This window comes from Streptomyces sp. NPDC043896 (assembly GCF_056435605.1).
The window spans coordinates 1-19,448 of the sequence record NZ_JBWKEE010000015.1 but is presented as its reverse complement, the minus strand read 5'-3'; the positions used below and the strand labels follow the sequence as shown (position 1 = coordinate 19,448).

The following is a 19,448-nucleotide window of genomic DNA, read 5'->3' as shown; positions in this document are numbered from 1 at the left end:
CGGCTGAGCGGGCCAGGTGACACCCTGCCCGTCTCAGGGACACGCCGCGCACTCACCGGGGCTGACGAAAGCGTCCTTGCGGGATCCAGCTGTCGACCACGCCGACATGGCCGGCCTGCCCCAGAGCGTCCTGGCCACGGCGGGCAAGCCGATCGCCGCCGGACACAAGGTCGTCAGCGGGATCGGCGGCCCCCTTCTCGGCGGCAGCGCGGAGAACGCCACCGGAGCCCACCCGTACGAGGAACTCCTCGGCATCGCCTCCGCCGCGTCCCGCGACATGGAGAAGGCCGCGCTCACCCACGGCCAGGACGACCAACCCCAGATGCACCGAGAACTCGGCGACAACCGCTGACCGCCCGACGGCAGGGCCACTTCCCTCCCGAACGCCGCCCCGCCCAGAGGTTCTCCACGCCCGGTCGGCCGACGCCGACCGGGCGCGTCGCGACGGCTCCTGCTCCTGACCCGCAGCGAGGGCGTACCAGATGCTCAAGGCAGCCGGAGCCGGCAAAAAGTCGCCACCGCTGGACGCGTCCGTGCACGTTGTCGTCGCCTCCCTGACCGAGGCGCCCACGTCCTTCGGGAAGCGGACCTGGCGCCTCCCGTGCATGAGAACGGGTCGTGCGGATCCGGCCGCCGGCCGGGACGGGCCCATCATGCGCAGGCAGGTCCTGGACGTAGTCGCGTCGCTCGTCCGGTGGCGTGACCGGATCCCCTTGACCTGAACCGTGGTTGAGGTTTCATGATGGTGCGGTGACTGATTCCGGAATCACCCTGATCGACGCGTGGGAACTGCCCGAGGACCGGATCGACGAGTCCATCGGACGCTGGCGGGAACGCGTCGGGCTCATCCACGCCGCCCCCGGTTTCCGGGACGCGCGGCTGCATCGCAGACTGTCTGCGGAGTCCCGGCTCGGCCTGGTCAACGTGGCGCACTGGGACAGCATCGAAGCCCGGGACGAAGCGCTGGCGGATCCCGGCTTCACCGCGTCGGCAGCCACCGCGGCCGGCTATGCCACCGTGCACGGCGGCTGGTACGAGGTGGCGGCCGAATTCCGCACGGTGGGAAACGGCTCGGGCGGAGGGCCGGGAGTGACCTTCGTCAATGCCTTCGAGCTGCCTGCCGAGCGGATCGATGAATTCCTGCCGTACTGGTTCGGCCGCGCAGAGCTGATGAGCGAGGCGCCCGGCTTCCGGGACAGCCGGTTGCACCGTGCGGTGAACCCGGACGCTCGCTTCCAGCTGGTCAGCATCGCGCACTGGGACAGCCCCGACGCATGGCGCACAGCAGTCAACGACCCCCGCTTCCAACAGCGCCTGGCCACCTCCCCTGACTTCGCCATCGCCCATCCCGCACTCTTCCGGGTTGCGGTCGAGTTCTGAGCACGGGCCGTACGCTCCCGAGCCGTTCGCCCTGGCGGTCGGATCCGCCAGAAGTGGGCCGCCGAGAAGATCGCCGAGGGTTACCGACCCGAAGGCGTCTGACCGCCCCCGGTACGCGCAGCGGCCCGTCCCCGAGAGAAGCGGGGGCGGGCCGCCCGCTGACCGTACCGCGAAAACGAACCCCCGCGGGGGGCGGACCGGACATCCCGGACCGCCCCGGGCCGCGCGTCTCTGGCGCTCGCCCCGCCGGCCCCGGCCCTCCGCCGGGGCCGGCTGCGTGACCACCGGCCCGACCACTTCCCCCGAGTACCAGGAGCATGCCGTGGACCGTACGCCCGCTCCCGCCAACACCAGCACCAACTCCTCCGTCGAGGCGTGTGTGATGTGGTCGGCGGTGCGGGCGGGCTTCGGGAGAAGCTGATCTGGCCGGCACCCGCCATCGGTCCGGTGGCGACTTCAGTATGAGTTCTGGGCACCCGGTGGGTGCGTCACCGGAGGTCGTGGGGACGGGGCAGGCGTCGTGAGCGGTGTCTCTCGGAGCGGAGTTCGCGTACTGCCCGCTGCTGCGGGCGGGGAGGCGAGGGGGTGTTTCACGTGCTCCGCCGGTCGCGTGTGTCCTGCCGGAGCTGCTCGGTGTGCCGGGTGAGGGCGTCGATGCGTTCGGCGAGGTGCGCGTCCTGGGGCCGCAGGTGTGTCCGTGTGGCGGCCAGGGGTTGCACCAGGCGGGCGGCGTCGTTGTCGGCGAGGGCCTGGTTCAGCTCGCAGACTGAGGGGCCGGCGCTGGCGGGGAGGCCGGTGAGGGCGGTGATCTGTCCGGCGAGGCGGCGCAGGTCGGCTGCGTTGTCTCTGGCCCAGGCGTTGACGGTGCGGTCGCCGGCGCGGGTGTCGCGGGTGGCCTGGACGCGTTCCTCGCCGGTGCTTCCGGCGGTGCCGGGGCGCAGGCGCAGGTAGCGGCGTTCGGCGGCCTGCCGACTGGCCACGCCCAGGGGGCCCGCGAGGTCAGCCCAGCTGGCGCCCTGCCCCCGAGCGGTTTCGATCAGTGAGCTCTCCCAGCCGGCGAGCTGCTCGCGGACCTCGCGCAGCATCAGCAGCGCGGCCAGCGCCGGGTGCGGACCGGAGGCCGCGCCGGGAGGCGCTGCGGCCGGGGCTGCTGTTGAGGGCTGCTGTGCCTGCTCCACGGACCGGTTGATGGCCTCCAGGGCTGCTGCGGCGGCGTGGAAGGACACGGGTGCGGGGGGTGTATCTGCTGGGGTCACGGCGTACTCCGTCGTCTTGTCATCCTCCAGATGACGTCCTGTTTGTCATCGTTCCGATGACATGTTACAACGGTGGCACGTTGAAGCGCATTGGCAGTTTCTGCCTGAACCAACTGGAGGTGTTTCGCGATGTTGATGCGCACCGACCCGTTCCGCGAGATGGACCGGATCGTCCAGCAGCTGTCGGGTACGTCCGGGACGTGGTCGAAGCCGTCGGTCATGCCGATGGACGCCTACCGCGACGGCGACGCGTACGTGATCGCGTTCGACCTGCCCGGTGTGAGCACCGACGCGATCGACATCGACGTCGAGCGGAACATGCTGACCGTGAAGGCGGAGCGCCGCCCGGCCCTGAAGGCCGACTCCGTGAAGATGGAACTCTCCGAGCGGCCGCTGGGTGTCTTCTCCCGCCAGATCATGCTGGCCGACACCCTGGACACCGAGCACATCGAGGCGGACTACGACGCGGGTGTCCTGACCCTGCGGATCCCGATCGCCGAGCGCGCCAAGCCGCGGAAGATCAGCATCCGCGCCGACGCCGGTCCGAAGCAGATCTCCGCCTGAGGCGCACCCGCAGTCAGCGGAGGGCGGGGAAGCGCCGATCCCCCTCCGGTACCCGCCCTCCGTCACCACCCTGATCTTTCTCACCCCTCCCCGGAGGTGATGTCGATGTCGATGCGCAGGGAGTCGTTCCTGGCCCACGTCCGGGAACGCGGCGAGTACGCAACCGCTGAGGAAGCCGACCGCGTTGCCCGTGTCGTCCTGGCCCTGCTCGGCGCTCACTTGGTCGGAACAGTTCGGGCCGAGCTCGCCGCCCGGCTCCCCGAGACATACGCCCTGATCCTCCTCAACCCGCTGCAGGCCGCCGAACCACTCTCTCCCGAACGGTTCGTGCGGGCGACGGCGGCCTGGATCGAGGGCGCCACCGAGGAGACCGCCCTGTGGGACATCGGCGCGGTTCTGTCCACCGCTGCCGCCGCAGCCGGTGACGTCCTCACCCGCGAGGTCCTCCTCCAGCTCCCGCCCGGTTACGACCTCCTCTTCGGCCACCCCCAGCCCGCCGCCGCCTGACCGGCGCCCCGGCGCGCGGGCGCATGAGAAACGGGTCCGGGACCGCTACCGCGGTCCCGGACCCGTCGCCTGAGGCGGAGTCTCAGTGCTTGAAGGTGTCCTTGATCTTCCCCTTGGCCTGGGGGCGTCGCCCTTGACCTGCTCCCGTGCCGGGCTTGTCCGCGCGGTGCTCGCGCCCCGGCCGTGGGTGGGCCAGCCGGCATCGGTCGCCTCCGCGTCCCCTCGGTGTCGCTGTTCGAGACCGATTACCTCGTCTTCGAATCCACAAAAATCTATGTTGGCTGAAGTAGACATTGAGGTGCGGCACCGGTATGGTTTCTCTCGTAGCCCAAAGAGATCGAAGGGCCCGGCAGAGACGAACTGCCGGGCAGCAGGACCGCAACACCCGCAGTTGCAGTTGGTTGGACGGTGCGGTGACGGAGTTTCGGAGCCAGGCTGGTTGCAGGACGGCGACGGGACTGGTGACCGCACCCGGTGGCCCGCACAATCAGGGGCTGCCGCAAGCAGTGCCGCAGTTGATGCAGTGGCAGTACCCGCAGTAAATGCAGTTCGCAGTACCCCGCAGTGAAGGTCAGTGAGCGTTACCTCGGTGAAGGCGTCGGCTGCGGGCGCGCGCACCGGGAGGTCCGGCAGTGGGAATCCAGCCCGAGCAGACGCAGGACGGGCGACGGGGCCGGCCGCCGGAACGTGGCGCTGGATCAGGCCACGAGCAGTACGCAGTACCGGCAAGACAAGTAGTTCGCAGTACCCGCAGTTGAAGAAGTTGATCACCGAGGGAAGAACGGAGGAACGGGACGCCATCAGGATCGCCCGGGCGGAAGTTGGAGCCCGGGTACCGCAGGACATCGATAGTGAGGTGGTCTCCGGTCAAGCAACCGCGATCCCCGCAGCCCCGACAGCATTCCGGTCGGGCAGGCGGACACAGAAGGCCGACGCAGTATCAGGGTCGGCAGATGGTGTAGCAGTTCCTTCGGGGCCCTGGTGCCATAGGCGCCAGGGCCCCTCCACGCGTTCCACGAGAGAGGTTCCATGACAGCACCGGATCCGACAGGCCCCCTCGACGGCCACCTGGACGACGACGACTACCCCGCCTACACCATGGGCCGGGCCGCCGACATGCTCGGCACCACCCAGGGCTTCCTCCGCGCCATCGGCGAAGCCCGCCTCATCACCCCGCTCCGTTCCGCCGGAGGACACCGGCGCTACTCCCGCTACCAGCTGCGGATCGCCGCCCGGGCCCGGGAGCTCGTCGACCAGGGCACCCCGATCGAGGCCGCCTGCCGGATCGTCATCCTCGAGGACCAGCTCGAAGAGGCTCAGCGACTCAACGCCGAATACCGCCGGGCAGCCGAAGAAGCGAGGCCGCCCGCCGCATCCTGAAGCGGCCTACCGTCGTCAGAGCCCGGCGCGTGGCGCTGCTATGACGCGACCTTTCTGGTCTGGTGACAGGATGTGTGTGCGTGTACCGTCTGGGTTAGCTGTCGTGGTTCGTAGGTTGCCGTTGTGCCCGCGCCGAGGCGTGGGCATTTTGCTGTGCTGTGCCGCAGGGACCAGGGCGATCACCTCCGCCTTCCGCACGTCGCGGAGGCGTACATCGACTGGAAGGCATGGATATGGCTACGGGCACTGTGAAGTGGTTCAACGCGGAGAAGGGCTTCGGCTTCATCGCGCAGGACGGTGGCGGTCCGGACGTCTTCGCCCACTACTCGGCGATCAACTCCTCTGGCTTCCGTGAGCTCCAGGAGGGCCAGGCCGTGACGTTCGACGTCACCCAGGGCCAGAAGGGCCCGCAGGCGGAGAACATCAACCTGGCCTGACCGTCTCCACCACCGCCCGCAGATTCGGCGACCGCGCTCGAAGCGTCAGGCGCGAGCGGCGGTCGGAGGTGGGAAGACCGAGATCGGGGCCGCGCAGCTCTTGCCGCGCGGCCCCGATCCGTGTCTGGGCTGGCATCAGGGATGTGCTTGGCCCGCCCCGGCGACGACAGGTGGACGCAGCGTTGCCGGGGGCCCAAGCGCAGCCAGGCCAAACGGCAACGAGGCCAAGGTGACCACCCTGCGGCCCATGGATCGAGCCAGCACTGATCTGAGGAACCTGTCGGCTCCCCAGAGACGGTAGTCCGATGTCCGGACGGGTTCCACTGCGAGCGGTGCAGGAATCGGGGAACTCGCGCGTTTCCCGTACGCCGGGGCGGAACTGGCGGCCTGTGCGCAGGTCGGTCCGCTGCGAGCGTTCCTGTGACCCGCGTCGCGCGCACCGAGCTGCCGCGGCTCGCCCGGTCGGCTCCCCCGTCGAGGCCACGGGCAGGCTGGGCGCCGGCGGTCATGCGGACGAGGGCGCAAGGTCGAAGCCGCGCTGCCCGGATCTACTCCCACAACGGACGTGGGCAAACGGCTACGCCACCGACGCCGCCCATCAGGTCCGTCGCCTTCGCCTTTACCACCGCCGGCCTGGAACGGGTGGAATCCATGCACCGCCCCGCCAACCCGGCCTCCGGCCGCGTCCTGGTCAAACCGGCTTCACCCGCACCGGCACCACTGACCAACCTGCCCCCGATGGGGCCTGTCGTGCCGTACGACACGTACGCGGTCCAGCACCGGTCGCGCTGAGGCAAGGAAAGGGTTGCACCGGAGGGCGGCTGGAGGGTTGTCTGCACGGTTGCACTCGGAGGGAGACCGTAGGACTGACCGGAGGTGGCAACGCCCGAATCCGGCGATCTTTCGTTTGCCCAGGTCAGAGGCCGTGGGCAAGTCCCCCCGGTACGCCTTGTCAGCCAGCACGACGGCGCGCCGGGTTCGCGGCCTGGCTCTGGGCCTCACCACCCGGATTGCGGCCATGGCCTGGGTGAACGCCGGTGCGTCACCAGCCTGGCCGGGAGCGAGGACGAAGGCCAGCGGCCATCGGCGGCAAGGTGGATTCTCGTGGTCAGTCCGCCGCGGGACCGCCCGAGGGCATGGTCGGCCGGCTCGCCGGCCGGAGCCCCTTTTGACGGGCCCCGGCGGCGTGCTGACGAGCACGGACGATCGTGGAATCGACCGCGACGACCCAGTCCAGGTCGCCTTCGGCGTCGGCCTGGGCCAGCAGGGCGGCGAAGACACGTTCCCACGTGCCGTCGATCGCCCACATCCGCGGCCTGCTGTAGGCGCCCTTCCACGAACCGAAGCGCTCGGGCAGATCCATCCACGGCGTTCCGGTGCGGTGCTTGAACGCGATCGCGTCGATCACCTGGCGGTGATCACGCCACCGCCCACCCCGCCGAGGCGTCCGGTCCGGCAGCAACGGCTCGATCCGCGCCCACTGCGCGTCAGTCAACGACACACATCAACCAACGATCAGATGAACGGTAAGAAAGTGCTGCTCCGCGGAAGTTCGTGGAGGGGTGTTGGTCAGGTGAGGGGTTCGCCGAGGTAGAGGGTGCATGCGCAGTCGAGGGCCTCTTCGGGTGAGCCGGAGGGCAAGCCGCTGGGCAGGATGTTGTCCTCGTAGCGACCGCTGCTGGCGAGGTAGAGCGCGAATCCCCAGGTGTGCAGGACTCCACCGAATCGCAGCCGGCACAGGGGCAGTGATTCCCGTGCCGGCAACTGACCGTCCACGTAGGCGAATCCGGTGCGGAAGCGGACGGTGACGCCGTTCAGCTGCGGCCAGTGTTCCTTCGCGTGGGCCGTCAGGCGTTGGCGGAGGTGGTGCTGCATGGACTCGGGCGGGTTCTTCGGCACGGCCCCCATCCTGCCCGGCCCGTCGGCCTCACGCCATGATCGCCTCTCGGGGTGGTCGTAGGGCGGGGGGATGGCGGGAAGCGGGCAAGCGGTCGTGGTCGAGCTGGATGCGGGGGTCCGCCAGCGGCTGATCCACACGGTGACCGCGGTGAAGTCCCAGGTCCGGCAGGTGCTGCGGGCCCGGATCGTGCTTGCCGCGGCGGCTGGGGAGAGCAATGGGGCCATTGCCCGGGAGCTGGGAGTGAGCGTGAACACGGTCCGCAAGTGGCGGGGCCGGTTCGCCGTTCTGGTCCTGGACGGGCTGGCTGATGCCGCCCGTCCGGGCCGTCCACGGCGTTATGGCCCCGAAGTGCGGGTTGCCCTCGTCGCCGCTGCCACCAGTGCTCCTCCACATCCGGAGTCGACCTGGTCCCACCGGGCGATCGCCGCGCAGGTCGCGGGCACGGTCTTCGCTGCGGTCTCACCGTCCCAGCCGCATCGGGTGCGGGGCTGGCTCACCCGCCGGGACACTCCGGACTTCTGGGACCGCGTCGCCGATGTGTGCGGCCTCTACCTTGACCCGCCCGATGGCGCGGTGGTCCTGTCCATCGACGAGAAGACGGCGATCGCGGCCCGTTCCCGCCGCCATCCGGGCCAGGCGCCTGCGCCTGGCGTGCCGGTCCGGCAGGAGTTCGAGTACCGCCGGCACGGCACCGCCTGCATCGTTGCGGCCCTGGACATCACCAGCGGGCAGGTCCTCACCGAGACCATCACCCGGAACGACGCGGCAACATCTACCGCCTTCCTCGCCTGGCTCGATACCGTCATCGACCCCGGCAAGGAGATACACGTCGTGCTGGACAACGGCTCTTCACACACCGCCGGACACACCAAAGCTTGGCTGGCCGCCCACCCGCGATGGCATGTCCACTGGACACCCCCGCACGCCTCCTGGCTCAACCAGGTCGAGCTGTTCTTCTCCGCGCTGACCCGCCGCGCCCTGCGACACGGCGACTTCCGCAGCCGCGACGACCTCATCGACAAGATGGACACCTACGTCATCCAGCACAACGAGACCGCGAAGCCCTACCGCTGGACCTACGACGGCGCTCCACTCAAGACCAGCTGACCAGTCCCATCCCCACAGGCAGAGCAAGGGCCGTCAGTACGTGATCTCTTCACCGTCAGAGTTCCACACTCGCGCCCAACACTGGCCTGGCAGAAAGTTCGGCTCAAGGATGGTCAACCGACCGGGGCCGTGCACAAAGGTCCCCACCCCGGTTCGACCTGGATAGATCTCCGGCCACTCAATAGTGATGTGGTCCCCCGGGGCCACAACCATCTCGTTACCCGCTGGTTCGAACTGGACGATCAGCGGGTCCAGACCCTCAGCAGCCACCTCGAACTTGAACATCGCCCGATCCTACTGACCGCCCCGCCACGAACTTCCGCGGAGCAGCACTAGGTCCCCAGGCCCTGCCGCAGGAGGCCGGGCATGGCGAGCAGACCGTTGTCGAGCTGGTCGGCCGGAACGCCGAATCCCAGCCGGACGTGGCCGGGTGAACCGAAGCAGCTGCCGGGGACGAGGAGGACGCCCTGTTCCCGCATGAGCCGGTCGCAGAAGACCTCGTCGTCGACTCCGTGAAGTCGGGGGAAGGCCACGGCACCGCCGTGCGGGCGCACCCGGCCGACGTGCTCCTGGTGGTCGTCCACCCAAGCGGCGACCCGCTCCACGTCCTCGCGCACGAGGCGCATCTTCGGCTCCAGCAAGGCGTCCGCGCCCCGCACCGCGTGCAGCGCGGCTGTCTCCACCAGGGGCGACAGGGCCAGGGTGGTGTAGTCCGCGCAAGACCACGAGTTCCTCGATGAGCTCCTCCGGAGCGAAGCACCAGCCGACCCGCAGGCCGGGGAGCCCCAGCCCCTTGGGCGCCGTAGCCGGTGAGTAGGCCGCGCATGGTAGACAGGTTCGTCCGGGTCCATTCGAGCACGTCGACCCCCGCGTGCTCGACCGTTGCGGCCGCCGGCTTCCACGGACCGGACTGATGCTAGTGCAGGGAAGAGTCGGCGAGGCGGCTCGTGGTGGCGAGGTGTTGGCTCATTTGGTGTCCTGGCCGAGGGGTACGCCGATAGAGTCGGGATCTCCTGCCGGGGCCCGGTGTGCGAGGCCGTCGCCGGGTCCGACCGGTGCCGTGTGCCTTCTTCGATGTCTGTGAGGTCCGCAGTGTCTGCCGCCCGCCGTGCACTGGCCGATCTGCCCTACGCGAGCTACCTGGAGCCGCTGCGCGGCGACTTGGAGCGGGAAGGCGACTACGACACCGTCCACGCCGACGGCAGCACGTTCGAGGAGGCGGATGCCGGCAGCGCGCGGTTCACCGAGGCGGCGTTCACGTCGGTGACGTTCAACGGCGGGCGGATGCGGCGGGCCCGGTTCAACGAGGTGTGGTTCCACACCGTGCGCTGGGTGGGCACCGACCTGGCGGAGACGAACTGGCTGGACGCCGAGGTCGTCTGCGGGGCGCTGGCCGGAGTGGAGGCGTTCAGCGCCGAGATGCGCCGGGTGACGTTCTTCAACTGCAAGTTCGACTCGGTGAACTGGCGCACAGCCACCCTGCAGGAGGTCCGCTTCGTGGACTGCTTGCTGCGAGATGTGGACTTCGGCGGCGCCACGCTCACGAACGTGACCTTCCCGGGCTCGACCCTGGAGGGAGTGCGGCTGGGCAAGGCCCAGCTGAGGAAGGTCGATCTGCGCGGCGCGGCCCTGGGGATCAGCGAAGGCGTCGAGGCCCTCAAGGGCGCCACGATCGACCACGGTCAGCTGCTGGACCTCGCACCGGCGTTCGCGCAGGCGCTGGGTGTCACCGTCAAGGACCGCTGACGGCCCGGGGCGGGGATTCACGTGTACTCCAACAGGAAGCGAGCTGCGTCCAGGACGCGGTCGGGGTCTGGAAGGTAGTACTCCTCCAGCCGGGGCGCCGGGTAGGGGGTGTCCCGGCCGGTGACGCGCCGGATCGGCGCTTCGAGGTGGCAGAAGCAGGATTCGGTAGGCCGGGCGGCGAGTTCGGCGCCGAAGCCGCTGAAACCGGCTGCCTCGTGAATCACGTCCGCTCGTCCGGTCCGGCGGATGCTGGCCGCCAGGGTGTGCTCGTCGAGCGGGACAAGCGTGCGCAGGTCTATGACCTCCAGGTCCCAGCCGGATGCCCTGCCGTGCCCGGCGGCATTGAGGGCGATGTCGACGGTGGGGCCATAGGCGATGAGCGTGGCGTTGGTGCCGCGGCGGCGGACGACGGCCTGCCCGAACGGCTCGGTCCGCCGTGGGTGCGGGGTGTCGTCCGCGGACCAGTACGGGCGCTTGGGTTCGAGGAAGATCACCGGGTCGGGATAATCGATGGCCTCCCGCAGCAGCGAGTAGGCATCGGTGACGGTGGAGGGCGTGATGACGGTCAGGCCGGGGGTGTGCGTGTAGTACGCCTCGGAAGAGTCGCTGTGGTGCTCGACGGCCCCGATCCCGCCGCCGTACGGGATCCGGATGACCATCGGGAGGCCGACGCGACCGATCGTGCGTTGCGCATCTTGGCGACGTGGCTGGTGATCTGCTCCGAAGACCGGGTAAACGAACGCGTCGAACTGGATCTCCACCACGGGCAGAAGCTCGTTCATGGCCATGCCGACCGCGCAGCCGACGATGCCGGACTCCGACAGCGGGGTGTCGAAACACCGCCTGGGACCGAAGTGCGCGGCCAGCCCGTTGGTGACAGGGAAGACACCGCCGTAGGCCATCGCGTCGCGCAGCGCCTGGTTCAGCGCGCTGGCGAGGCTGGCCATCTGCGCCTGCTTCCACGGTGAGCGCGGTGGCCTGGGTGAGGAGGTGCCCGGGCGGCTGCGCGGAGACGTGGGCGGCAACCCCGGCTACATGACGGCGACCGCCGGCACCCTCATCCTCCCTGTCTTCGCGACCTTGCTGACCCACGGGCTTGGCGGCCTGGCCAGCTGGCCACGGCGCCACGCCGCGTGCACTCATCCGGACGCCTTCCCGGCGAGGGCTCCTACCGCTTCGGGTGCCGGTGCTCGCAGGAACTGCGGCGTGGGAGGGCCGTGGTCCGGCTTGCGAAGGCGGATGTCGGACAGGATGGCCCGGGTGACGCTCTCCGAAGCCGTGTATCTGGCCATGGGAATCGGCGCGCTCGGCGCGGCCGTCCTCCCCCGGCTCGTTTTTCGCCGGCCGCTGTCCATGCCGATGGTGTTCCTCGCGGCAGGGATGCTGGTCGCTGTGCTTCCGGTGGCGGGCCCGGTGGTGGAACCGGCGCGGCACCGGCTCTGGGTCGAGCACGCCACCGAGCTGTGCGTGATCGTCTCCCTGATGGGCGCCGGACTCGCCCTCAACCGGCCCATCGGGTGGCGGCGGTGGATGGGTCCCTGGCGGCTGTTGGGCATCGCCCTGCCCCTGACCATCGCGGCAACCGCCGCCCTGGCGGCGCTGCTCCTGGGCTGGCCGCTCGCGCCGGCGTTCCTCCTGGCCGCCGTACTCTCGCCCACCGACCCCGTGCTGGCGGCCGAGGTCAGAGTGGGCGAGCCTACCGACGCGGAAGACGACGAGGACGAAGTCCGCTTCTCCCTGACCGCCGAGGCAGGCCTGAACGACGGACTGGCCTTCCCCTTCGTCCTGGCCGCCCTCGCCGTTGCCGCGGTCCCAGCGGGCGGGGCGTCGACGGATTGGATTGGGCACTGGTTCCTCGTCGACCTGCTGGCCCGGACGGCCATCGGTATCACGGTCGGCATGGTCGCCGGATGGCTACTGGGCCTGCTGTTCTTCCGCGCCCGGCCCTCGGCACTGCGGCTCTCCGAGCACATGGAGGGATTCGTCGCCCTGGGCGCGACGTTCGTTGCCTACGGGGCGGCAGAACTGCTGCACGGATACGGCTTCCTCGCCGTCTTCGTCACTGCCTGCACTATCCGCGCCGCCGAACGCAGCCACGGCTACCACAAGGTCCTGCACGAGTTCACCGAACAGATCGAACGGCTGCTGACGGTCTTCCTGCTCTTCCTCCTCGGCGGCTACCTCGTCACCCACGGGCTGGCCCACCTGACCTGGCAGGCCGCCGCCGTCGCACTCCTTCTCATTCTTCTCGTACGCCCCGCTACCGCGTGGCTGAGCCTGCTCGGTACGAGTGCCGGCCCTCGGGAGCGCCTGGTGACGTCAGTGTTCGGTATCCGCGGGATCGGCTCGTTGTTCTACCTTGCGTACGCTCTCGGCCACAGCGCCCGCTTCGACAGGCACGCCACGCTGTTGTGGGCCACCACCGCGTTCACGGTGCTGCTGTCTGTGGTCCTGCACGGGGTAGCCGCCACCCCGGCCATCCGCCGGCTCGACCGGCTCCGTCGCACCTTGCCCGCGCCCCCCTGACCCCTCCACCACTGCGGGTGGCCTCCGACCCCGGTAACGGGCAAGATCATCGACTGGGTCAACACGAACCTCACGCACGACCGTCACCGGCCTCGCCGACCGGCTCCCCTGCCGCCCCACCTGGCCGTGCCTGAGCACCCGGACCACCCCCGCATCCGCGCCGTCTTCAACAACACGACCGCTGAGGGCCAAGGGCGTCTGCTAAGCCCCCGACCACGAACTGCTGAGAACCTCGAAGGCCCGAGGCAAGATGAAGCGCCTCGTGATTCTGTGCATGACGATGTCGCTCCGAAGGCAGCCCAGGCCGACGACGTCGTGCGTGTCGGTCCAGGCCCTCTGTCCTCCCGGTGAGGCCCGGACCGGCGGTGGCGCCAGCGTAATTGCGGGCAGGTGGTACGGCCACAGCCCGTACGGGTTCTCGCGGACGAAGGAACGTCGGCGAGGCGGGCGGCGGCGGCCTGGTGGGAGAGGCTGGCGGTGGCGAGGGGAGGTCGAAGGCGTCCAGCAGGACGGACCTGAGGAGGTGGGGTTCGTCGGGGGAGGGGTGCGGCCGGTGCGGCGGAGTTCGAGGGAGCGGAGGACGGCGAGGTCGAGGTAGAGGCAGTCCTCGGGGGAGAAGTCGCCGATGAGGACCTGGCGGCCGATGCCGGCCTGGGTGGCGGCGGAGCGGGGGCCGAGGATGGCCTGCCCGATGAGACCGGGCCAGGCGGTGGGGCCGGTCCAGTCGAGCTGGCCTTCGAGGGCGGGTTCACCGGGCCTCGTGCGCAGGCCCGGCTTCCGGTGGATGTGCTGCTCGCCACGACGCAGGCCGGCCTTCGGGAGGCGGACGGCCTGCGCCGCAGGGGTGATCAGCGCGCCAGGAAGGCGAGGATGCGCTCGTTGACTTCCTGCGGTTTCTCGGCGAGGAGGTGGTGGCCGGCGCCTTCGATCATCGCGCCGTCCGATCCGGGGGGCAGCATGGCGATGATGTCGGCGAGGGCCTCCTCGTCGACCACGGGGTCCTCGGTTCCGTGGAGGTAGAGGGTGGGCTGGGAGGGCAGCTTGTCCAGGACGCGGGTCATTTCCCATTGCGGGGTGCCGAAGGTTGCGGCGGGGAAGTTCTGTCGGTACAGCTCCAGGCCGAGGTGGAGCCTCTCGGGCGTGTTGAGTCCTTCCTTCATGGCCTTGCGGTCCTCGGCGGAGTCGTAGCCGGGGACGGTTCCCGTCCAGTGGTCCCAGAGCCAGTCGAGGTAGGCGAGGTCGTTGGCTGCGACGAGCTGGTCGGCGATGGCCATCTGGAAGAAGTAGAAGTGGACGTACCGCTCGATCCTGCCGGGATCCGCGCTGTCGCGTTCGTAGAACGGCAGCGGCGGGACGTCGTTGACGACCACCTTCGCCCACCGCTCAGGTGCGGCCGCGGCGGCTCCCCAGGTGGTAAAGCCGCCCCAGTCGTGCCCAATCAGGACCGCGTCGGAGCCGCCGCCGAGCGCGTCGTGCAGGGCGTTGGCGTCGGCGATCAGGTCGGGAAGGCGCATGCTGCCGTCCGGCGGCACCTGGGAGGGGGCGAAGCCCCGCATGGTGGGGACTACGGCGTGGTATCCCGCCTCGGCCAGCGCAGGCATGAGGTACCGGTAGAGCCTGGGTGTGTCGAAGCCGTGCAGCATCAGGGCGAGCGGCCCTTCCCCTGCGTCGACGTAGGCCAGGTCCAGGCCGTTGACGGTGATCCGCTTGTGTTCCATCACCAGCTCCTCGTCTTCGAGAACTTCTAAAAAGAACGTTCTAACGAGTCGGAAGCTAGCACGGCGGTCACGCGGCCCACAAGCTAGAACGAACGCTTTATCTAGTAAGCTCGGCGGTATGGCGAACACACCACAGCCGGGTACCCGCGAGCGCATCGTCCGTGCGGCCTCCCTGCTGATGCAGCGGCAGGGGTACGAGGGGACCGGCATCAAGCAGGTCGCCCAGGAGGCCCAGGCCACGCTCGGCTCGGTCTACCACTTCTTCCCCGGCGGCAAGCAGGCCGTGGGCGTGGCGGCAGTCCAGCACGCCGACCAGGAGTTCGCCGATCTGCTGGCGGCGTCGCTGTCCGCGGAAGCCGACCCGGCCAAGGCCGTGGCCGCCTGCGCCCGCGCGCTTGCCCGCCACCTGCGCGACTCCGAGTGGATGGACGGCTGCCCGATCAGTGCGACCGCGCTGGAAACCGTCGGGCGAGCCTCCGCCATCGAGCAGGCCGTTGCCCAAGCCTTCCAGCACTGGCGGGACATGGTGGCAGACAGGCTTCGCGCAGCCGGGTTCCCGGAGGGTGACGCGCACGACCTGGCCAGCACCGTCATCAGCACCCTCGAAGGCGCCGAGCTCACCGCACAGGTCTCCAGGAGCGAGACCCCGCTGACGGTCGCGGGTGAGCACCTGTCCAGGCTCATCGACTCCTACAAGGGGTGAGAGCCCGCGCCTTCGGCCTTCGAGCCCCGGCCCTCAGACGTCCGAGGGCCTGGGCGCGGTCTACGGCGCCACCGAAAGCGACTTGGGCGGGTAGCTGCGCAGGACGAGGCCGGAGTGGGTGAGTGCGAGCAACAGTGCGACTGCGGACCGGGTGCGGCCCAGCTCTCGCGAATATCCGTCCTGCGCCTGGTCAGAGGGCTTAAGAACACGGATTCGCGAGGACTTGACACTGGGGCCGTCCGCCATTGTGGGATGAGGGTGCCCCGCGTGGTGGTTAGCCCCGCAAGTCCCGGTCGGCGGGCCCTCGCCATCCCCGCTGAAGAACCGTCATTCAGGATGTCTGGCCTGCGGATTCGCTGGCCGCAGAGACTTGGATCGGAGACGCCGCGACCGCCGCGAAGGCCGCACCCGGCGCTCCCGCTTCCGCCGCAGGCAAGCCTCCTGATCGGCTGGGCAAGCTTCCGCTAAGAGCCATCTCGTTTGGGGCTGGCTGTGATATCGGTGCATCACATTCCGCGGTCTGGGCCGTACCAAGACTTGGGGCGTTCGCCAGCGGACATCGGGAGGTGCTGCAGCTTCACCGGGCCTGGGTAGAAGGCGGAGCTGTTGGGACCGGCCATGTCCTCGCCGATCAGGTAGCGGTACAGCCATTCGGCAAAGCCCATGCTGTACTGCCACCATCCGCCTTCCCCGTCCTCCACGAGGAGGTAGGGAGCATTCGGCCCTTGGACAAGGAACACTGTCTCGCCTCGGTCACTGCTGATGATCGGCCACAGGCCGTTCTCGGTCCCGAACGCAAGCTCCTCCAGGCCGAACAGGACACGCGGGTTCTCGTCCGGGTCGGCGGCATCCCAGGCCACCTGTGACCAAGCCTGGGCAGTGTTCCGTATCTCGGCGCCCAGGTTCCACCGCGCGGTTGCCGGGTGATGGAGGTACAGGTGACTGTTGAGCTTGACCGGAGCGTAGGCGTCGATGAGGACCTGGTAGTCAGACGGCAAGTACACCCCGAGGTCTTTGTGAAGCCGGTCCCAGGCGGACGGGTCCGCGTAGCGGTTCTGGGCCGGTCCGAGCATTGCCATGGCGGCGGCCAGGTAGTCGGTCATGGGGTACCTCGTCGGTGTGGGTGCCTGGCCCGATGCTCAGCGGCAGGCCAGCGCCGGGCAGGACTGTTCGAATGACAGTACGGATCATGCCAGCCTGCGGTAGCAGATCAGGGCGGCGGCGATCCCGGCGAAGGCGAGGAAGTGCTCGGCCTTGCGTTCGTAGCGGCGGTGCAGGCGACGGCACCCGGCCAGCCATGCCGCTGTCCGCTCCACGGTCCAGCGGCGGCGCCCCAGCCGCTGGGAGGACTCTATGCCCTTGCGTGCGATACGCAGGGTGATACTCAGGGAGCGCAGCCACCGGCGCAGGTGGTCATAGTCGTACCCCTTGTCCGCATGGAGTTTGGCGGGCCGCCGTCGACGGGGGTCCGCTACGGGAGCGGATGGGCGGGATGCCGCGCACGAGGCTCGAGCCCCTGGCTCTCGTGGGTGACGCCCGCGGAGACTCGCACACCAGCCGACACGGCTGCACCGTGTTTCCCTTCGAGCCGACTGCCCTGACCTTGTCGTTTAACGTCCGGCTCCGAATAGGCGGGCCTGACGTGCACCGTTCACGGGCCTGCCTCGGGAAGGGTCGGCCTCGTGTCTACCCCGCGGCGCGAGGGCAGTACGTCGACACCGATGTCGGTCCGCTCGGGCATGATCAGCTCGGATCGGACTTTGCGATGGGGCGGTGCGGGGTGGGTGAGTGGCGGACTGATCCTACGTTCGCGATGTGCCGGGCGCTGGTGGACGGGGCCGAGCTGTCCCCGTTCGTGGGCGGGCCGTTCGACGTGCGGGCGGTGATGGCCGACATCCGGCCCGAAGCCAAGCATGGATTTCTGCTCGGCGAAGTTCCCTGGGAGCACTTCCCTGAGGGGAATCGTGTCAGGGAGGTCGTCCGCCTGCTGCGTACCGGCGACTCGCCCGGTCGCACCGGAACGGGCGTGGTGAGCGGCATGTGCGCCAACGACATGCGGGCTGCTGCCGTGCTCGCCGTCCCGTCTCTGATCCGGATCGCCGCCGATACCGGCCACCCTCACCGTGCCGACGCGCTCGCCGAAGTGTCCTGCCCGGCCCGCGCCGGTTACTTCGGCGTCGCGTCCCGCGGCCAACTACTGCTCCATCGCGCCGAGACCCACGACGACCTCTACGACGGCTACGGCGTCGAGGTGAGCGGCTACCCGGCGGGCTGGTCGGTCGCAGCTGCCCGGGCCGCGATCACTGCCGACACCGCCCTTCTGAAGCCCCTTCTCGACGACGCCGACCCTGCAATCAGGATCCGCGCCGCTTACGCCCTGGCCACCGACGCCGACCCCGAGCGCGCGGTCCGTGCAGCCTTCCGCATCCGGTTGGCCGCCGAGCAGGATCCGATCGTCCGCGCCGCCCTGGTCCTCGCCACCGCCGAAGCCACCCGCGCTCACCCCCACCCGCCGACCGCCGAGTGGATAGGGGAGCGGTGGCGGGACCGAAGACAGGCGCCCGAGGTCCGGCTGGCAGCCGCGATCGGCTGGCTCTGCCTCACCGAGGAACCCGCCTCCGACGACTTGCGCGCCGCCGTCGACGACCTCGCCACCGACGAGCGCGCCCACACCATGGACGCCCTGCCCTGGATGGCCGCCGCCGGCGAATCCGGCGAGACAGGTCTGCGGCGCTGCATCCGAAAGATGCTCCACCCCGAAGCGTCCGATCCGGTGGGGTACGACGACCCGTGGGCCCCGCACCGCTGGTAGCTGGTCCACCATCGAACGGGGATCGAGCTCGTTCGGTGTTTTCCCAGTTCACCAGATGTGTGAGGGGTCGCGGGCCGGTCCTGTGCTGAGCGACAACGGAGCACGGAGGCCGGGAGCGTGGGACGGGTCGGGCACAAGGTTCAAAGAGACGCCTTGTCGGTGGTGACGGAGTTCAGGTCCGAGTTGTACGCGTGCCTGACTGCGCGGAGCGACGCCCTGTTCGAGCTGTGCGACGCGCTGCTGTGCACCGACGGTTTGGTCCGCACCCTCGTGGACCTGGCGCTCGCTCCCGAGCACCGGCGCGGGCACGGAGCCTTGTACTCCGGGATCAACCACGGTCGGTTCGATGTCGCCCGGCTGCGGCGGGCAGACTGGTGTCCCGCTTCCCCGAGCCGGCGACGGTCGGCTGGTGCTGGCGGTGGACGTCTCACCATGGTTGCGGCCGGACGCCGACACCTCCTCAGACCGCTCCTTCTGCCACACCTTCGGTCGGGCAAGCATCAGATGGTGCCCGGCTGGCCGTACTCGATCGTCGCCGCGTTGGAGAGAGGCCGGACTTCGTGGACCGCGCTGCTGGATGCGATCCGGCTGGAGCCCGGCGCCGACTTGGCCGCGGTCACCGCCAGCCAAGTCCGTGATGTCGTCCAACGTCTTGTGGATGCTGGCCAGTGGCGGGACGGGGACCCGGAAGTCTTGGTCGTGCTGGACGCGGGCTACGACGCGCCCCGCATCGCCCACCTCCTGGCCGACCTGCCCGTGGAGGTTCTGGGCAGGCTCCGCTCCGACCGGGTGATGCGCAAGCCCGTGCCGGTTCCGTGGATCTGCCCGCCGCAGGGTGGACGGCCGCCCAAGCACGGCGGTGAGTTCGTCTTCGGCGACGAGGCCACATGGGGCGAGGTCACCGCGGTGACCGTCACCAACACCTCCCGGTACGGGGTGGCGACCGCGCAGGGCTGGGACCGGCTCCACCCCCGGCTGACCCGTAGGGCAGCCTGGGGTGATCACGAAGGCCCTCTGCCGGTCATCGAGGCCGTGATCCGGTTGACGGTCGAGAAGCTGCCCAGCGGCGGAGTGAACAAGCCCGTCTGGCTGTGGTGGTCCGGCACCGCTGCCACCACCCAGGACGTCGATCGGTGTTGGCAGTCCTTCCTGCCTGGCCGCGCACGCTCAGCTCCGCCTCGCCCGCCCCCTCACGCGTGATCTTCGCGGCCCGTGGGAGAGGCCGGCGGAACCGAACAGACTCACCCCTGCTCGGGTCCGCCGCGGGTTCAGGAACCTGCGCGCGAAGACCGGCACGCCAGCCGGTGCACCAAAACTCACCCGCCCCGGCCCCGGCAGGCCGCCCGGCTCAAAGAATCGGCGGCCCGCTATCCGCTACGACGTCGGACGCGTCCTCGCCACCGGCGAGGCGT

General features: G+C 69.6%; 19 protein-coding genes and 2 pseudogenes. 12 read left to right on the top strand and 9 right to left on the bottom strand.

Going from position 1 to position 19,448, the window contains the following annotated elements:
* Nucleotides 1-76 precede the first annotated feature (76 nt).
* On the top strand, nt 77-352 hold the full coding sequence (locus tag AC069X_RS22095) for a hypothetical protein (protein WP_478730545.1): 276 nt from the start codon (nt 77-79) through the stop codon (nt 350-352).
* A 398-nt stretch (nt 353-750) separates the two neighbouring features.
* The gene (locus AC069X_RS22090) at nt 751-1,380 is read left to right on the top strand and encodes an antibiotic biosynthesis monooxygenase family protein (RefSeq protein ID WP_478730543.1); all 630 of its coding nucleotides are present in this window, start codon (nt 751-753) and stop codon (nt 1,378-1,380) included.
* A gap of 590 nt (nt 1,381-1,970) precedes the next feature.
* Here AC069X_RS22090 and AC069X_RS22085 read toward each other — a convergent pair.
* Nucleotides 1,971-2,636 (bottom strand): HSP18 transcriptional regulator, encoded by a 666-nt coding sequence (locus AC069X_RS22085; protein ID WP_478730541.1) that lies wholly within the window; start codon nt 2,634-2,636, stop codon nt 1,971-1,973.
* A gap of 129 nt (nt 2,637-2,765) precedes the next feature.
* Between AC069X_RS22085 and AC069X_RS22080 the strand changes: the two genes are divergently transcribed.
* From AC069X_RS22080 to AC069X_RS22065, 4 genes are all read left to right on the top strand, one after another.
* Nucleotides 2,766-3,200 carry an Hsp20/alpha crystallin family protein gene (locus AC069X_RS22080; protein WP_478730539.1) on the top strand — a complete coding sequence of 145 codons (435 nt, stop codon included), beginning with the start codon at nt 2,766-2,768 and terminating at the stop codon, nt 3,198-3,200.
* Nucleotides 3,201-3,305: 105 nt separating this feature from the next.
* Nucleotides 3,306-3,707, top strand: a complete 402-nt coding sequence (locus AC069X_RS22075; RefSeq protein WP_478730537.1) for a DUF2267 domain-containing protein — start codon at nt 3,306-3,308, stop codon at nt 3,705-3,707.
* A gap of 1,029 nt (nt 3,708-4,736) precedes the next feature.
* Complete coding sequence (locus AC069X_RS22070) at nt 4,737-5,087, top strand: MerR family transcriptional regulator (protein ID WP_478730535.1); 351 nt, start codon at nt 4,737-4,739, stop codon at nt 5,085-5,087.
* 233 nt (nt 5,088-5,320) lie between these two features.
* A complete protein-coding gene (locus AC069X_RS22065; RefSeq protein WP_065965692.1) occupies nt 5,321-5,524 on the top strand; it encodes a cold-shock protein in 204 nt (67 codons plus the stop codon).
* Between the two features lie 942 nt (nt 5,525-6,466).
* On the opposite strand, the pseudogene AC069X_RS22060 reads toward AC069X_RS22065, so the two are convergent.
* Nucleotides 6,467-7,025, bottom strand: a pseudogene (locus AC069X_RS22060) (IS5 family transposase); the annotation flags it as partial.
* A gap of 68 nt (nt 7,026-7,093) precedes the next feature.
* Nucleotides 7,094-7,423, bottom strand: a complete 330-nt coding sequence (locus tag AC069X_RS22055; protein ID WP_478730533.1) for a hypothetical protein — start codon at nt 7,421-7,423, stop codon at nt 7,094-7,096.
* Nucleotides 7,424-7,493: 70 nt separating this feature from the next.
* Here AC069X_RS22055 and AC069X_RS22050 point away from each other — a divergent pair, with 70 nt between their 5' ends.
* Complete coding sequence (locus tag AC069X_RS22050) at nt 7,494-8,531, top strand: IS630 family transposase (protein ID WP_478730531.1); 1,038 nt, start codon at nt 7,494-7,496, stop codon at nt 8,529-8,531.
* 33 nt (nt 8,532-8,564) lie between these two features.
* Here AC069X_RS22050 and AC069X_RS22045 read toward each other — a convergent pair whose 3' ends face one another.
* Complete coding sequence (locus AC069X_RS22045; RefSeq protein ID WP_478730529.1) at nt 8,565-8,816, bottom strand: hypothetical protein; 252 nt, start codon at nt 8,814-8,816, stop codon at nt 8,565-8,567.
* 47 nt (nt 8,817-8,863) lie between these two features.
* Nucleotides 8,864-9,214 carry an aminotransferase class I/II-fold pyridoxal phosphate-dependent enzyme gene (locus AC069X_RS22040; protein ID WP_478730527.1) on the bottom strand — a complete coding sequence of 117 codons (351 nt, stop codon included), beginning with the start codon at nt 9,212-9,214 and terminating at the stop codon, nt 8,864-8,866.
* Between the two features lie 391 nt (nt 9,215-9,605).
* On the opposite strand from AC069X_RS22040, the gene AC069X_RS22035 reads away from it, so the two are divergent.
* Nucleotides 9,606-10,277, top strand: a complete 672-nt coding sequence (locus AC069X_RS22035) for a pentapeptide repeat-containing protein (protein ID WP_478730525.1) — start codon at nt 9,606-9,608, stop codon at nt 10,275-10,277.
* A 17-nt stretch (nt 10,278-10,294) separates the two neighbouring features.
* Here the strand turns inward: AC069X_RS22035 and AC069X_RS22030 are convergent, their stop codons facing one another.
* Nucleotides 10,295-11,224, bottom strand: coding sequence for an alpha-ketoacid dehydrogenase subunit beta (locus AC069X_RS22030; protein WP_478730524.1), 930 nt, complete (start codon nt 11,222-11,224; stop codon nt 10,295-10,297).
* A gap of 304 nt (nt 11,225-11,528) precedes the next feature.
* Here AC069X_RS22030 and AC069X_RS22025 point away from each other — a divergent pair, with 304 nt between their 5' ends.
* A complete protein-coding gene (locus AC069X_RS22025; protein WP_478730771.1) occupies nt 11,529-12,803 on the top strand; it encodes a cation:proton antiporter in 1,275 nt (424 codons plus the stop codon).
* Nucleotides 12,804-13,651: 848 nt separating this feature from the next.
* Here AC069X_RS22025 and AC069X_RS22020 read toward each other — a convergent pair.
* Nucleotides 13,652-14,521: an alpha/beta fold hydrolase gene (locus tag AC069X_RS22020; protein ID WP_478730522.1), complete on the bottom strand. Its 870-nt coding sequence runs from the start codon at nt 14,519-14,521 to the stop codon at nt 13,652-13,654.
* Nucleotides 14,522-14,639: 118 nt separating this feature from the next.
* On the opposite strand from AC069X_RS22020, the gene AC069X_RS22015 reads away from it, so the two are divergent.
* A complete protein-coding gene (locus AC069X_RS22015; RefSeq protein ID WP_478730520.1) occupies nt 14,640-15,224 on the top strand; it encodes a TetR/AcrR family transcriptional regulator in 585 nt (194 codons plus the stop codon).
* A 506-nt stretch (nt 15,225-15,730) separates the two neighbouring features.
* Here the strand turns inward: AC069X_RS22015 and AC069X_RS22010 are convergent.
* Together AC069X_RS22010 and AC069X_RS22005 are read right to left on the bottom strand one after the other, a co-directional pair.
* Entirely contained in the window at nt 15,731-16,327 is a 597-nt protein-coding gene (locus tag AC069X_RS22010) for an SMI1/KNR4 family protein (protein ID WP_478730518.1), read from the bottom strand.
* 84 nt (nt 16,328-16,411) lie between these two features.
* Nucleotides 16,412-16,684 (bottom strand): annotated as a pseudogene (locus tag AC069X_RS22005) (transposase); the annotation flags it as partial.
* 353 nt (nt 16,685-17,037) lie between these two features.
* Here AC069X_RS22005 and AC069X_RS22000 point away from each other — a divergent pair.
* Nucleotides 17,038-18,036, top strand: a complete 999-nt coding sequence (locus AC069X_RS22000) for a HEAT repeat domain-containing protein (RefSeq protein WP_478730516.1) — start codon at nt 17,038-17,040, stop codon at nt 18,034-18,036.
* 159 nt (nt 18,037-18,195) lie between these two features.
* Nucleotides 18,196-19,236 carry a transposase gene (locus tag AC069X_RS21995; RefSeq protein ID WP_478730769.1) on the top strand — a complete coding sequence of 347 codons (1,041 nt, stop codon included), beginning with the start codon at nt 18,196-18,198 and terminating at the stop codon, nt 19,234-19,236.
* The last annotated feature ends 212 nt before the right edge of the window (nt 19,237-19,448 follow it).

Coding starts and splice junctions, on each gene's coding strand:
- AC069X_RS22080 (WP_478730539.1), top strand. CDS start 2,766: ATGTTGATGCGCACCGACCCGTTCCGCGAGATGGACCGGATCGTCCAG.
- AC069X_RS22075 (WP_478730537.1), top strand. CDS start 3,306: ATGTCGATGCGCAGGGAGTCGTTCCTGGCCCACGTCCGGGAACGCGGC.
- AC069X_RS22070 (WP_478730535.1), top strand. CDS start 4,737: ATGACAGCACCGGATCCGACAGGCCCCCTCGACGGCCACCTGGACGAC.
- AC069X_RS22065 (WP_065965692.1), top strand. CDS start 5,321: ATGGCTACGGGCACTGTGAAGTGGTTCAACGCGGAGAAGGGCTTCGGC.
- AC069X_RS22050 (WP_478730531.1), top strand. CDS start 7,494: ATGGCGGGAAGCGGGCAAGCGGTCGTGGTCGAGCTGGATGCGGGGGTC.
- AC069X_RS22045 (WP_478730529.1), bottom strand. CDS start 8,816: ATGTTCAAGTTCGAGGTGGCTGCTGAGGGTCTGGACCCGCTGATCGTC.
- AC069X_RS22035 (WP_478730525.1), top strand. CDS start 9,606: ATGTCTGTGAGGTCCGCAGTGTCTGCCGCCCGCCGTGCACTGGCCGAT.
- AC069X_RS22030 (WP_478730524.1), bottom strand. CDS start 11,224: ATGGCCAGCCTCGCCAGCGCGCTGAACCAGGCGCTGCGCGACGCGATG.
- AC069X_RS22025 (WP_478730771.1), top strand. CDS start 11,529: ATGGCCCGGGTGACGCTCTCCGAAGCCGTGTATCTGGCCATGGGAATC.
- AC069X_RS22020 (WP_478730522.1), bottom strand. CDS start 14,521: ATGGAACACAAGCGGATCACCGTCAACGGCCTGGACCTGGCCTACGTC.
- AC069X_RS22015 (WP_478730520.1), top strand. CDS start 14,640: ATGGCGAACACACCACAGCCGGGTACCCGCGAGCGCATCGTCCGTGCG.
- AC069X_RS22010 (WP_478730518.1), bottom strand. CDS start 16,327: ATGACCGACTACCTGGCCGCCGCCATGGCAATGCTCGGACCGGCCCAG.
- AC069X_RS22000 (WP_478730516.1), top strand. CDS start 17,038: ATGTGCCGGGCGCTGGTGGACGGGGCCGAGCTGTCCCCGTTCGTGGGC.